The organism is Nissabacter archeti, assembly GCF_018257325.1.
GTDB lineage: Bacteria > Pseudomonadota > Gammaproteobacteria > Enterobacterales > Enterobacteriaceae > Chimaeribacter > Chimaeribacter arupi.
Map to the genome: position 1 here is coordinate 235,176 of NZ_JAERKB010000009.1, position 11,871 is coordinate 247,046.

Consider the following 11,871-nt stretch of genomic DNA (forward strand, 5'->3'; position numbering starts at 1 on the left):
GCGATGAACGATAACACTGCCCGGCCGCTGACCCTCGGCGTCCTCGCCCTGGGGCGCGCCACCTTTGATGTGCCCTATGCGCAAGAGATGCTGGCGCAGGCATGGCAGACGCTGCGCGGCCTCGGCTACCGGCTGGCGGGGGAGCCGGTGCTCTGCCTGGAGGCGGACGCCGTGCACGCCGCCACCGCCGCACTGCGTGAGGCGCAGCCCGACCTGCTGGTGATTTTACAGGTGACCTTTACCGACGCGGCGCTGACCACTGAACTGCTGCGGGCGTGGTCAATCCCCACGCTGCTATGGTCATTCCCGGAAGCGCGTACCGGCGGCCGGTTGCGGCTGAACGCCTTTTGCGGCGTGAACCTCGCCTGCCACGCCCTGAGCCGCCACGGCCTGAGCGTGCAGACGCTGCACGCCGCGCCGGACAGCGCCCACGCCGCCACGGAGCTGCGCCTGCTGGCGCAGGCCGCCGGGATTGTCGGCAAACTGCGGCAGGCGAAGGTGCTGGTGGTGGGCGACCACCCGCAGGGTTTTGATGCCTGCAACTATGACCGTGACCAACTGGTGCACCGTTTCGGCACCCACAGTGAGCGTATACCGGTGCATGAGCTGATCGCGCAGGCGGCGGCACTGCCGGAGAGCGTCACCGAGGTGCCGTGGCAGCGGCGCAGCCGCGATTTCAGCAACCTCAGCGAGATGCCGGAAACCCCGACCCGCAAAACGCTGAAAGTTTACGCCGCGCTGCAACAGCAGGCGAAAACCCACGGCTATGACGGCATCGCCGTGCGCTGCTGGCCCGATTTCTTCACCGAGTATGGTTGTGCCGCCTGCGGCGCGCTGGCGCTGATGAATGAAGACCAGATCCCGTGCGGCTGCGAGGCGGACATGTTCGGCGTGATCTCCTCGCTGCTGTTGCAGTGGGCATCCGGCCAGGGGGCATTCAACACCGATCTGGTGGACATCGACCCGGATCAGGACAGTGTGGTGTTCTGGCACTGCGGGCAGGCCCCGATTGAGATGGCCGACCGCGATGCCCCGGTGCGTGCCGCGCTGCACTCCAACCGCAAACTGCCGCTGCTGTCGGAATTTGCCCTGAAACCGGGGCGTATCACCCTCTGCCGCATTTCGCAGGGGCAGGGCAAGCTGCGGCTGATGCTGGCGGGCGGCGAGATGCTGAAAGCGCCGCTGGCCTTCTCCGGCACCGCCGGGGTGGCGCGGCTGGATGTGCACGCCGACCTCTACCGGCAGCGGCTGCTGGCGGCCGGGATGGAGCACCATACCTCGCTGGCCTACGGCGACCACCGCCCACTGCTGCGCAAAGTCGCGCAACTGCTGGATCTGGAATTGCTTGAGCTGGCCTGATGCCGGCTCGCACACAGGGAGCATATCACCATGACAAGCACTACCCCCCAGGGCGGCCTCCGGTTCAGCCCAACCCAGGATGGCTTTACCCTGCACCTGGACGGCCGCCTGTTACTGCAACACAGCGCGCAATACCCCTGCCTGAGCGTCGGGCAGGGCGAGGCGGACATCGAGATGTTCCGCGGCAATTTCAGCATCAAAGACAAGCTGCAGGAGAAACTGGCGCTGACTGACTGCGCCATCACCGACACGGCGCACGGGCTGTGCGTGACCCTGTCACGCGGGGCGGTCGCGTCCGCCACGCTGACCCTCGCACAGGATGACGCAGGCCGCCTGCGGCTGTCGATCGCCAACAGCAGCCCGCGCCATAACCGGCTGTGGCTGAACCTGGCGGCGGAGCCGGACGAGCGTGTTTACGGCTGTGGCGAGCAGTTCTCCTACTTCAACCTGCGCGGCCGCCCGTTCCCGCTCTGGACCAGTGAACAGGGCGTCGGGCGCAACAAAAAAACGCTGGTCACCTGGCAGGCGGACTGCCAGGAAAACGCCGGCGGCGACTACTACTGGACGTTCTTCCCGCAGCCGACTTTTGTCTCCAGCCGCCGCTATTTCTGCCATATCAGCAACAGCAGCTACATGTGTTTTGACTTCTCCGCGCCCCATCACCATGAGCTGGCGATCTGGGAGCCGCAGGCCGAGCTCTGCTTTGACACCGCCCCGAGCCAGCTGGCACTGGTCAGCAAACTCTCGGCGATGCTCGGCCGCCAGCCGGAACTGCCGGACTGGGTGTATGACGGCATCATCCTCGGCATTCAGGGCGGCACCGACATCTGCCAGCAGAAGCTGGATCGCGCCCGTGAGATGGGCGTCAGCGTGGCGGGCATCTGGGCGCAGGACTGGGAAGGGCGGCGCATCACCTCATTCGGCAAACGGCTGATGTGGAACTGGCGCTGGGACGAGGAACTCTACCCGCAGCTTGACCGACGCATCCCGCAGTGGAAACAGGAGGGCGTGCGTTTCCTCGGCTACATCAACCCCTATGTGGCGGTGGAGAAAGAGCTGTATGCCGAGGCGGCGGCCCACGGCTACCTGACGCGTGACGCCGACGGCCGCGATTATCAGGTGGAGTTCGGCGAGTTCTACGCAGGCGTGGTGGACCTCACCAACCCCGCGGCGTATGGCTGGTACAAAGAGGTGATCAAACGCAACCTGATCGGCTTCGGCCTCGACGGCTGGATGGCCGATTTCGGCGAATACCTGCCGACCGACACCTTCCTGCACAACGGCGTCAGCGCGGAAATTATGCATAACCGCTGGCCGGCGCTCTGGGCGCAGTGCAACTACGAGGCGCTGGCCGAAACCGGCAAACTGGGCGAGGTGCTGTTCTTTATGCGCGCCGGCTACACCGGCAGCCAGAAATATTCGCTGATGATGTGGGCCGGGGATCAGAACGTGGACTGGAGCCTGGATGACGGGCTGGCGTCGGTTATCCCGGCGGCGCTGTCGCTGGCGATGACCGGCCACGGCCTGCACCACAGTGACCTCGGCGGCTACACCACGCTGTTCGGCATGAAACGCAGCAAAGAGCTGCTGCTGCGCTGGTGTGATTTCGCCGCCTTCACCCCGATGATGCGCAGCCACGAGGGCAACCGCCCGGACGACAACTGGCAGTTCGACAGTGACGACGACACCCTGCGCCACCTGGCGCGCATGACCGGCATCTTCCGCCGCCTGAAACCCTACCTGAAACAGGCGGTGGCCGAGAACAGCCGCGAGGGCATCCCGGTGATGCGCCCGCTGCTGCTGCACTACGAGGATGACCCGCAGACGCACGATCTCGCCTACCAGTACCTGCTGGGGCGGGATCTGCTGGTGGCACCGGTGCACCAGCCCGATTGCCGGGACTGGACGCTCTATTTGCCGCGCGACCACTGGGTCAACCTCTGGACCGGCGAGCCGGACAGCGGCGGCCATGAGGTGACCGTCGCCGCGCCGCTGGGGCAACCGCCGGTGTTCTACCGCCGTGACAGTGCGTGGGCGGCGCTGTTCGCCTCCCTGCGTAACGCCTGACCGGCACCCGCTTATTCCATGTGCGCACCGCCAGGCGGTGCGCCTCTCAGGAGATTAACCATGACCCTCTCCGTCGACGCACCGCCGCGCGCTGTGCTCTCTACGTTGCCGCTGCGCGAAAAAGTCGCCTATGGCCTCGGCGATGTCGGTTCCAACCTGCTGCTGGATATCGGCACGCTCTACCTGCTCAAGTTCTACACCGATGTGCTCGGCCTGCCGGGCGCGTGGGGCGGCCTGATTTTTCTGGTGGCGAAATTCTTTACCGCCTTCACCGACATGGGCACCGGCGTGATGCTGGATGCCCGCCGCCACGTCGGGCCGCGCGGCAAGTTCCGGCCGTTTATCCTGTTTGCCGCCTTCCCGGTGGCACTGCTGGCGGTGTTCAACTTCATCGGCACCCCGTTCTCACCGGGCGTCAAGGCGCTGGTGGCGACCGTGCTGTTTATGCTTTACGGCCTGTTCTTCAGCATGATGAACTGCGCCTATGGCGCAATGGTGCCGGCGATGACCAAAAACCCCGACGACCGCGCGCAGCTTGCTGCCTGGCGACAGGGCGGGGCCACGCTCGGGCTGCTGCTCTGCACCGTGGGCTTTGTGCCGATCCTCGACCGCTTTGCGCAGAACCCGCAGCAGGGGTATCTGGTGGCGTCCAGCCTGTTTGCGCTGCTGGGCCTCGGCTGCATGTGGCTCTGTTACCGCGGCGTCACCGAGCGCCACCTCAGCACCGCGCCCACCGGCGCACGGCCGGGGCTGCTCGCCTCGTTCCGCGCCATCGCCGGCAACCGGCCGCTGTTTATCCTCTGCCTCGCCAACCTCTGCACGCTGGCGGCGTTTAACGTCAAGCTGGCGATCCAGATCTACTACACCCAGTACGTGCTGCATGACCTCTCGCTGATGGCCTGGATGGGCTTCTTCAGCATGGGCTGTATTTTCCTCGGCGTGTTCCTGGTGCCGGCGATGGTGCGCCGCTTCGGCAAAAAGCCGGTGTACCTCGGCGGGCTGCTGATCTGGGCGGCGGGCGACCTGCTGAACTACACGGCCGGCAGCAGTTCGCTGCTGTTTGTGCTGTTCTCCTGCCTGGCCTTTTTCGGCTCGGCGTTTGTCAACAGCCTCAACTGGGCGCTGGTGTCAGACACCGTGGAGTTCGGCGAATGGCGCACCGGCGTGCGCGCTGAGGGCACGGTGTACACCGGCTTCACCTTCTTCCGCAAGGTGTCGCAGGCGCTGGCCGGATTCTTCCCCGGCCTGATGCTGACGCAGATTGGCTACGTGCCGAACGTGGTGCAGTCCGCCGCCACACAGGAGGGGCTGCGCCAGCTGATTTTTGTCTGGCCCTGCGTGCTGGCGCTGGCCACGGCCGCCATTATGGGGCTGTTTTACAGCCTGAATGAGAAGACCTACGTGAAGATCGTCAGTGAACTGGAGGCGCGCCGGCACCCCGCCGGGAACGCCTGATCCACACACACCACGACCGCCGGCCGTTCAGGTGAGGAGAAAAACATCATGATGCACCATTCCACAACCCTGGCGGCCGCACAGCCCGCCGGGCGCGAGCAGGCGCAACCGTTGCTGACGCTGCGCGAGAAGCTGGCCTACGGGCTGGGTGACGTCGGCAACGGCTTTATGTTTGACCTGGGGCAGATCTATCTGCTGAAGTTCTACACCGACACCCTGGGCCTGCCGCCCGCCGCGGCCGGTGGGGTGTTTTTCTTCACCAAGCTGTTTGACGCGCTGGCGGATTTCAGCGTCGGCACCTGGGTAGACCGGCGGCGCAACATCGGCCCACGCGGCAAATTCCGGCCGTTTATCCTGTTCGGGGCGATCCCGCTCGGGCTGGCGACGCTGGCGAGTTTCTGGCAGCCGGGCTTCAGCCCGGACGGCACGCTGCTGTGGGCCTATTTCAGCTATATGCTGTTCGGGCTGATTTACAGCATCGTGAATATCCCTTACGGCTCGATGATCGCGGCGATGACGCAAGACCCGGTGGAGCGCGCCCAACTGGCCGCCTGGCGGCAGGGCGGCTCAAACCTGGCGCTGCTTATCACCACGGTCTGTTTTGTGCCGCTGCTGGCCTGGGTGCCCACCAGCCAACAGGGCGCGCTGTGGGTGGTGGGGGGCTTTGCGCTGGTGGGCGTGCTGTTGCAGCTGTTCTGCTATGCCAACATCCATGAGCGCATCGGCCAGCCGGTGGCCGTGCACCGTGCACCGCCGTTTCCGCTGATGGCCGGGGTGCGTGCCATCGGCCGCAACGGGCCGCTGCTGCTGCTCTGCCTGGTGAATTTGCTGACCTTTTCCGCCTTTAACGTGAAACTGGTGGCACAGGTTTACTACTGCCAGTATGTGCTGCGTGACATCGGCATCCTGCCCTATATGGGCTTTTTCAGCATGGGCTGCGTGTTCCTGGGCGTGGCCTGTGTGCCGTGGCTCAGCAAGCACCACGGCAAAAAAGTGACCTTTGTGCTGGGCTGCGCCATCTGGGCACTGGGCGATCTCTGCAACTATTTCTGGCCCACGCCCGGTGCGCTGCCGTTTATCCTGTTCTCCTGCCTGGCGTTTTTCGGCAGCGCGCTGGTGAACAGCCTCTACTGGGCCTTCGCCTCCGACGCCGTGGAGTATGGCGAGTGGAAAACCGGGCTGCGTACCGAAGGCATGGTGTACTCGTTTTTCACCTTCAGCCGCAAGCTGTCGCAGGCGATTGCCGGTTCCCTGCCGGGTGTGGTGCTGGCGTGGGTCGGCTACCGGCCCAACAGTATCCAGACGCCCACCGCCGAGCACGGCATCACGCTGCTGATGTTTATCTACCCCGGCCTGCTGGCACTGCTGACGCTGGTGCTCTGGTGGTGCCTCTACCGGCTGGATGAGGTGCGCTACGAGGCGATCCTGCTGGCGTTGCAGCAACGCAAACAGCCACCCAGCGCCAACGATTATCGCGCCTGACGGCAGCGTTTTCCCCTGTTATCCTGCCTTAAGCCGGATAAGCCGCTGAATTCACCCCTTCAGCGGCAAACTCAGACTGATCTGGTTGAGGCGGCCTGCGCGGCTGCCTAAGGTTGCAGCCTGATTTTGGCATCATTTTTGTTCATTTTTCTCAATGAGGGCAGGACATGGGTAAATTTTCATCACGCTGGCTGGTTGCGCTGGCACTGGGCGGTACCTTACTCAGCGGCGCGGCGCAAGCCGACTGGGCCGGTACGCTGAAAAGCGCCAGTGACGCGCTGAACAGCAATAACAGCAACACTGCCGCCGGCGGCAGCAACACCGCGGCCACCGGCAGCGGCGGGTTGTCGCTTGGCACCCTGACCGGGCTGCTCAACGGCGGCGACAACGGCCTGAAAGCCGAAAGCGCCACCAACGCCGCCGGCGTGCTGGAGTACTGCGTCAAAAACAACGTGCTCTCCACCACCAATGCCGCCAGTGTGAAAGATCAATTGCTGAGCAAGCTCGGCATCCAGAGCGCGTCCGGCGCGCAGAGTGAAGATTACCAGGACGGCCTCGGCGGCATCCTGCACACCGGGCAGGGCAACGACCTGAACCTGAGCAACATCGGCGTCGGCACTGCCCAGCTGAAGCAGAAGCTGAAAACCAAAGCCTGCGACGTGGTACTGAAACAGTCGAAAAAACTGCTGTAACCGCCCGGCAGAACAACGCCGCTGCAATAAAAACAGGGAGTGCCGCAAGGTGCTCCTTTTTTGTCAGCGGGGAACGCGTTTGCCTCGCCGTATTATCCCGTCATTTCTCTGGCGAATTGCGCCGCTCTCCCGGAAAACGCCCGCTATTGCGGTCGCAACAGGCGATCACACCGCAATAATGTGGCTGACCAGCGCCCCATCAGCAAAGCGATAGAGCATCAGCGAGGGGGGATCGTCAGCCGGGGGCACGGTGTCTGATCCAAACCACACCGGGTTAGCGGGGCAGATGGAGCCGCAGATATAAGCGGGGATCCCTGCCAGATTGCCCGCCATTGGCCGGTGGACATGCCCGGTAGCGATAGCGATGGGCCGCCGCGGATGCCGCCTTAACAGCGCCCCCAGTTTCTCCGCGTCACGGCACATGATCTGATCCAGGGTAGGAATGCCGCTATGGAATACATGATGGTGCAGAAATAGTATTGAGGGTGTCACGCCGCCGGTGTGCAGGGTATGTTCCAGCCACCGAAGATGTTCAGACACACTGCCTGCCGGCGATCCCGGGAGCGTTGAGTCAAGCCCGATAAGGCGTATCCCGCTGAGCTCCGCCACAAAATGCAGCGCATCATCTGCTGTGGCCGGAGACCCGACATGGCGCGTATTCCTGTGCTATCGTCAGCATTACCGGGCAGAACAAAGGTTGGCCAGGTTCTGTTATGCACGCAAGCCGATACTTTTTCGTAGCCTTCTGACCAATTGTTATCAATCACGTCGCCGGTAAGTACCAGGGCATCTGGCTTAATGAAATCCAGCCAGGAGAGGGCACGCGCGAGCCGGGAGAGATTGTCATTATCAGGTGCTGCATGAATGTCTGATACCTGGGCAATGATCATGAAAGCCTCCTGTTTTAGTGAGACGGCCTGAATGCCTGGATTTGCGGCCAACGTTTTCCGCACCTACCCAATGATATGCAGAAGTGGTGGGGCATAAAAATCATTTCCGAGTGGAGCCGCAGGGCCGGGCAATATTTACCCTCTACTTTTTCCTTACATACTCAACGATATGCAGAGGTGGCGGGGGCGTAAAAATCATTGCCGAGTGGAGACGAAGGGCCGGGCGAACGGGCAGGATACCCAAAAATCCCCACCTACCATTTCCTTACATACCCAAAGATAGGCAGCCTGGTAGGGGCGTAAAAATCATTGCCGAGTGGAGACGCAGGGCCGGGCGAGCACACATGGATGTGTGCGAGAGTCGCAGCCACGCTGGGAGCGTGTCTGCGGCGGTCCGATTAGCCCGGAGGCGGAGTGAGGGTACACGCGAGAGCGTGCAATGATTCAGCCAACCCACCGAACGTGCGCGGGTGCAGGGCGAGCGCACCGGCGCGCCCTGCTCGGTTGAGGCGCAGCGGGCCAGGTAGACAACCACACATAAACAACCGAAACCTTCCTCAACTCACATGAGCAACCGAAACCTTCCCCAACTCACATGAGCAACTAAAACCTTCCACTTAACCTCAACAGCAAATACTGGAATATAATGACAGCAACGTATTAATAACAATGAAGCCAGGCTTAATTTAATTATTAATAGAAATCTCTTTCCGGCGGTTATTACCGGGAAATAACCGCGCAGGAAAATAAATATTCACCCTTGTCGGGGCAGCGTGCTGATTTGTGATAATACTCGCACCGCGCCGGGGGCTTTTCACGTAGCCTGCGTCGTCCTGAATAATTTCAAGAGGCTACCGGTGGAAAATGTCCTGCGGGGCCTGTGTGCCGGAGAGGGCACCCCTATGGGAAAGTTAAAAATAAAGGAAATCTCATTACGCACCGGTTTGTCTTTCAGCACCGTATCACGGGTGCTGGCAGGTAAATCCAATACCAGCCAACAGGCGCGGGATAAAATACTCGCTTGCGCACGGGAAATAGGCGTGGCGGAAACGCTCTCCAACCGGTTGCTGATTAATCATATTATGCTGTTTGCGCCCAACCGGGCTTTTTATGCCCGGCGCGATCACTTTTATTACGAGGTGATCCAGGGCGTGCAGGAGGCGATTGCCCCGCACGATGTCCAGCTCCACAGTTGCGCACTGGAGGAGCAGCACGCGGACGTCCCGCTGTTTCTGGAAAAGATCACGGCATCGGGCGCGCAGGCGATCATCCTGCTCGGCATTGATGACCCGGTGGTGCACAAGCTGGCGGCCAGTGTCGGCCGGCCCTGCGTGCTGATTAACAGCCTTGACCACGAGATGGCGCTCGACAGCGTCTCGCCTGACCACCGGGCGATCGGCTTTCGCGGGGCGCATTACCTGCTGGAGCAGGGGCATCACCGCATTCTCTCGCTGCTCTGCCTGCGCCGTGAAACCCTGATGGCCCAGCTGGAGGGCATCAAGAGCGCTTTCCGCCATCACCACTGCCCGTTCGATGAGGAGCATCACTTGCTGGTGACGCAGAATTTCTGTGAAAAAGAGGCACAGGAGGCGGTGCGCGGCTATTTTGCCGCCTGCCCGCCGTCGCAGCGGCCCAGTGTGCTGCTGTGCGGCGGCAGCCAATTGGTAAACGGGGCGATGGCTGCCCTGAAGGCGTTGGGGTTGCGGGTGCCGCAGGATGTCTCGCTGCTCGGCAGCGGGGTATCGCACCCGCCGCTCACGGCGCTGGCCCCGTGGCTGACCACATTGCACGTGCCGTGCCGGGCGCTGGGGGTGGAGGCGGTAAACCTGCTGCAAAACCGCCTGACGCACCCGGACGCCCCGGTATTTAACCTGATGTTGCAGGGCAAACTGGGGCGGCACTACTCCGTGGCGCACCCCAGCCCGTTTCACGTCCCTGGGCTGGGGTGAGGGCGGAAAAGCGTTACTCGTACACCTTGTCTTTGTACTCGCAGAGATCCTCAATAATGCAGGAGCCGCAGCGCGGTTTACGGGCAATGCAGGTGTAACGGCCGTGCAGCAGCAGCCAGTGGTGCGCGTTCACCCGGAAGGCGGCCGGCACCACTTTCAGCAGTTTCTCTTCAACCTGATCAACGTTTTTGCCCGGCGCGAAATTCGTCCGGTTGCTGACGCGGAAGATATGGGTGTCAACGGCGATGGTCGGCCAGCCGAACGCGGTGTTCAGCACCACATTCGCGGTTTTACGCCCGACGCCCGGCAGCGCCTCCAGCGCGGCGCGGTCTTCCGGCACCTCGCCGCCGTGCCTTTCCAGCAACTGGCGGCAGGTCTTGATGACGTTCTCCGCCTTGCTGTTGTACAAGCCGATGGTTTTGATGTACTCCTTCAGGCCGTCCACACCGAGATCCAGAATCGCCTGCGGGGTATTCGCCACCGGGTAGAGTTTCGCGGTGGCCTTGTTGACGCCGACATCCGTGGCCTGCGCCGACAGCAGCACGGCAATCAGCAGCTCAAACGGGGTGCTGTACGCCAGCTCAGTGGTCGGGTGCGGGTTGTTGTCCCGCAACCGGCTCAGAATAGTCGTCCGTTTCTCCTGATTCATAACGCTTTTTCAGGCTCCCCCGGCTGGGCAACCGGCGTGGTGACGATCACCGCCGTGTTGCGCGCTTTCATCTTCTGGTCAATCAGGTATTTGATCGCCAGCAGCATCGCCAGGCCGATAAACGCCCCCGGCGGCAGCATCGCCAGCAGGAACGGCGAATCCAGGTGCGCCACTTCGATGCGCAGCACTTTCGCCCAGCTGCCGAGCAGCTGGTCTGCGCCGTCAAACAGCGTGCCGTTGCCCAGGATCTCGCGCATTGACCCGAGCACAAACATCGTCAGGGTACCGCCGAGGCCGGTCATCAGCCCGTCCAGCGCGGCGTAGCGCACCGGCGCTTTGGCGGCGTACGCCTCCGGGCGGCCAATCACGATGCAGTTGGTCACAATAAGCGGGATAAAAATCCCCAGTGACTGGTACAGGCCGAACGCGTAGGCGTTGATCAGCATCTGCACGCAGCTCACCACCGACGCGATGATCATCACGTAAATCGGGATGCGGATTTCGCTGGGGATCCAGCGGCGCATCATCGAGATCGAACTGTTGGTGCAGAACAACACCAGCGTGGTCGCCAGCCCCAGCCCGAGGGCGTTGGTGGCGGTTGAGGTCACGGCCAGCAGCGGGCACATGCCCAGCAACTGCACCAGCGCGGAGTTGTTTCTCCACAACCCGTCAAGGGTTACGCGTTTGGCTTCACTCATCAGAGGCTCCACAAGCAGGTAAAGAGGCAAGGCGCGGCGGCAACGTTTCCATATACAACGTGGTGCGGCGCACCGCATTCACCACCGCACGCGGGGTAATGGTCGCGCCGGTAAACTGGTCAAACATGCCGCCATCTTTCTTCACCGCCCAGCGGCGGTCGTCCGGCCCGTTAATTGTCTGTTGGGCGAAGTGCTTGATCCAGTCTGAGATCCGCACTTCAATTTTATCACCCAGCCCCGGCGTCTCATGGTGCTCCAGCACGCGGGTGCCGTACACCTTGCCGTGGAAGTCGGCCGCGACCAGGATCTGGATCGCCCCGGAGTAGCCGTCCGGCGCGGTGGTTTCCACCGCGGCCGCCACCGGCTCACCGCCTTTGCGCGCCAGGTAGAGGCGGTGCGGGGCGGCGCTGCCGAGCGCCGGGTCAGTGACCAGGTAACACTCGTTCTGCATCGCGTTGTCATAGACGCTGGCCGGGATCACCTGATCAAACAGCGCTTTCTGCTGCCGGGCCGCCTGATCGCTGATGGTGGGCTTGGTCAGGGTATAGACCACGGCAGTCAGGCCGGTGGTCAGGGCGGCGAACAGCGCCAGGGTCGTGCCGTGGCGTCGCATGGTATCAAACATCATAA

General features: G+C 62.6%; 11 protein-coding genes. 6 read left to right on the forward strand and 5 right to left on the reverse strand.

All coding sequences use genetic code 11. The features are described 5' to 3' along the window. Positions 1-3 precede the first annotated feature (3 nt). The 5 genes from JK232_RS14875 (at position 4) to JK232_RS14895 (ending at position 7,055) form a co-directional block, all read left to right on the forward strand. A complete protein-coding gene (locus JK232_RS14875; RefSeq protein ID WP_101828666.1) occupies positions 4-1,359 on the forward strand; it encodes an L-fucose/L-arabinose isomerase family protein in 1,356 nt (451 codons plus the stop codon). Between the two features lie 30 nt (positions 1,360-1,389). After that, positions 1,390-3,426: an alpha-glucosidase gene (locus tag JK232_RS14880; protein ID WP_101828667.1), complete on the forward strand. Its 2,037-nt coding sequence runs from the start codon at positions 1,390-1,392 to the stop codon at positions 3,424-3,426. A gap of 60 nt (positions 3,427-3,486) precedes the next feature. Next, entirely contained in the window at positions 3,487-4,881 is a 1,395-nt protein-coding gene (locus JK232_RS14885) for an MFS transporter (RefSeq protein ID WP_101833699.1), read from the forward strand. Between the two features lie 48 nt (positions 4,882-4,929). Continuing rightward, on the forward strand, positions 4,930-6,363 hold the full coding sequence (locus JK232_RS14890; RefSeq protein ID WP_241522414.1) for a glycoside-pentoside-hexuronide (GPH):cation symporter: 1,434 nt from the start codon (positions 4,930-4,932) through the stop codon (positions 6,361-6,363). 167 nt (positions 6,364-6,530) lie between these two features. Then, entirely contained in the window at positions 6,531-7,055 is a 525-nt protein-coding gene (locus JK232_RS14895) for a YjjA family protein (protein WP_072933066.1), read from the forward strand. A 165-nt stretch (positions 7,056-7,220) separates the two neighbouring features. On the opposite strand, the gene JK232_RS23025 is transcribed toward JK232_RS14895, so the two are convergent. After that, positions 7,221-7,478 (reverse strand): metallophosphoesterase family protein, encoded by a 258-nt coding sequence (locus tag JK232_RS23025; RefSeq protein WP_338086318.1) that lies wholly within the window; start codon positions 7,476-7,478, stop codon positions 7,221-7,223. A gap of 65 nt (positions 7,479-7,543) precedes the next feature. Further along, positions 7,544-7,945, reverse strand: coding sequence for a metallophosphoesterase family protein (locus JK232_RS23030; protein ID WP_338086319.1), 402 nt, complete (start codon positions 7,943-7,945; stop codon positions 7,544-7,546). Between the two features lie 902 nt (positions 7,946-8,847). Here JK232_RS23030 and JK232_RS14905 point away from each other — a divergent pair. Beyond that, positions 8,848-9,894 carry a LacI family DNA-binding transcriptional regulator gene (locus JK232_RS14905; RefSeq protein WP_072933070.1) on the forward strand — a complete coding sequence of 349 codons (1,047 nt, stop codon included), beginning with the start codon at positions 8,848-8,850 and terminating at the stop codon, positions 9,892-9,894. A 13-nt stretch (positions 9,895-9,907) separates the two neighbouring features. Here the strand turns inward: JK232_RS14905 and nth are convergent, their stop codons facing one another. The 3 genes from nth to rsxG are packed head-to-tail and all read right to left on the reverse strand — an operon-like array spanning position 9,908 to position 11,866. Continuing rightward, positions 9,908-10,543 (reverse strand): endonuclease III, encoded by a 636-nt coding sequence (gene nth, locus JK232_RS14910; RefSeq protein WP_072933072.1) that lies wholly within the window; start codon positions 10,541-10,543, stop codon positions 9,908-9,910. Then, positions 10,540-11,241 carry an electron transport complex subunit E gene (locus JK232_RS14915; protein WP_212589345.1) on the reverse strand — a complete coding sequence of 234 codons (702 nt, stop codon included), beginning with the start codon at positions 11,239-11,241 and terminating at the stop codon, positions 10,540-10,542. The genes nth and JK232_RS14915 overlap by 4 nt, the downstream gene beginning before the upstream one ends. Next, positions 11,234-11,866: an electron transport complex subunit RsxG gene (rsxG, locus tag JK232_RS14920; RefSeq protein WP_072933076.1), complete on the reverse strand. Its 633-nt coding sequence runs from the start codon at positions 11,864-11,866 to the stop codon at positions 11,234-11,236. Before rsxG ends, JK232_RS14915 begins: the two co-directional genes overlap by 8 nt. Positions 11,867-11,871 lie beyond the last annotated feature (5 nt).

Bases quoted from the DNA above. Each gene is read 5' to 3' on its own strand.
- JK232_RS14875 (WP_101828666.1), top strand. From the start codon at position 4: ATGAACGATAACACTGCCCGGCCGCTGACCCTCGGCGTCCTCGCCCTG.
- JK232_RS14880 (WP_101828667.1), top strand. From the start codon at position 1,390: ATGACAAGCACTACCCCCCAGGGCGGCCTCCGGTTCAGCCCAACCCAG.
- JK232_RS14885 (WP_101833699.1), top strand. From the start codon at position 3,487: ATGACCCTCTCCGTCGACGCACCGCCGCGCGCTGTGCTCTCTACGTTG.
- JK232_RS14890 (WP_241522414.1), top strand. From the start codon at position 4,930: ATGATGCACCATTCCACAACCCTGGCGGCCGCACAGCCCGCCGGGCGC.
- JK232_RS14895 (WP_072933066.1), top strand. From the start codon at position 6,531: ATGGGTAAATTTTCATCACGCTGGCTGGTTGCGCTGGCACTGGGCGGT.
- JK232_RS23025 (WP_338086318.1), bottom strand. From the start codon at position 7,478: ATGTGCCGTGACGCGGAGAAACTGGGGGCGCTGTTAAGGCGGCATCCG.
- JK232_RS23030 (WP_338086319.1), bottom strand. From the start codon at position 7,945: ATGATCATTGCCCAGGTATCAGACATTCATGCAGCACCTGATAATGAC.
- JK232_RS14905 (WP_072933070.1), top strand. From the start codon at position 8,848: ATGGGAAAGTTAAAAATAAAGGAAATCTCATTACGCACCGGTTTGTCT.
- nth (WP_072933072.1), bottom strand. From the start codon at position 10,543: ATGAATCAGGAGAAACGGACGACTATTCTGAGCCGGTTGCGGGACAAC.
- JK232_RS14915 (WP_212589345.1), bottom strand. From the start codon at position 11,241: ATGAGTGAAGCCAAACGCGTAACCCTTGACGGGTTGTGGAGAAACAAC.
- rsxG (WP_072933076.1), bottom strand. From the start codon at position 11,866: ATGTTTGATACCATGCGACGCCACGGCACGACCCTGGCGCTGTTCGCC.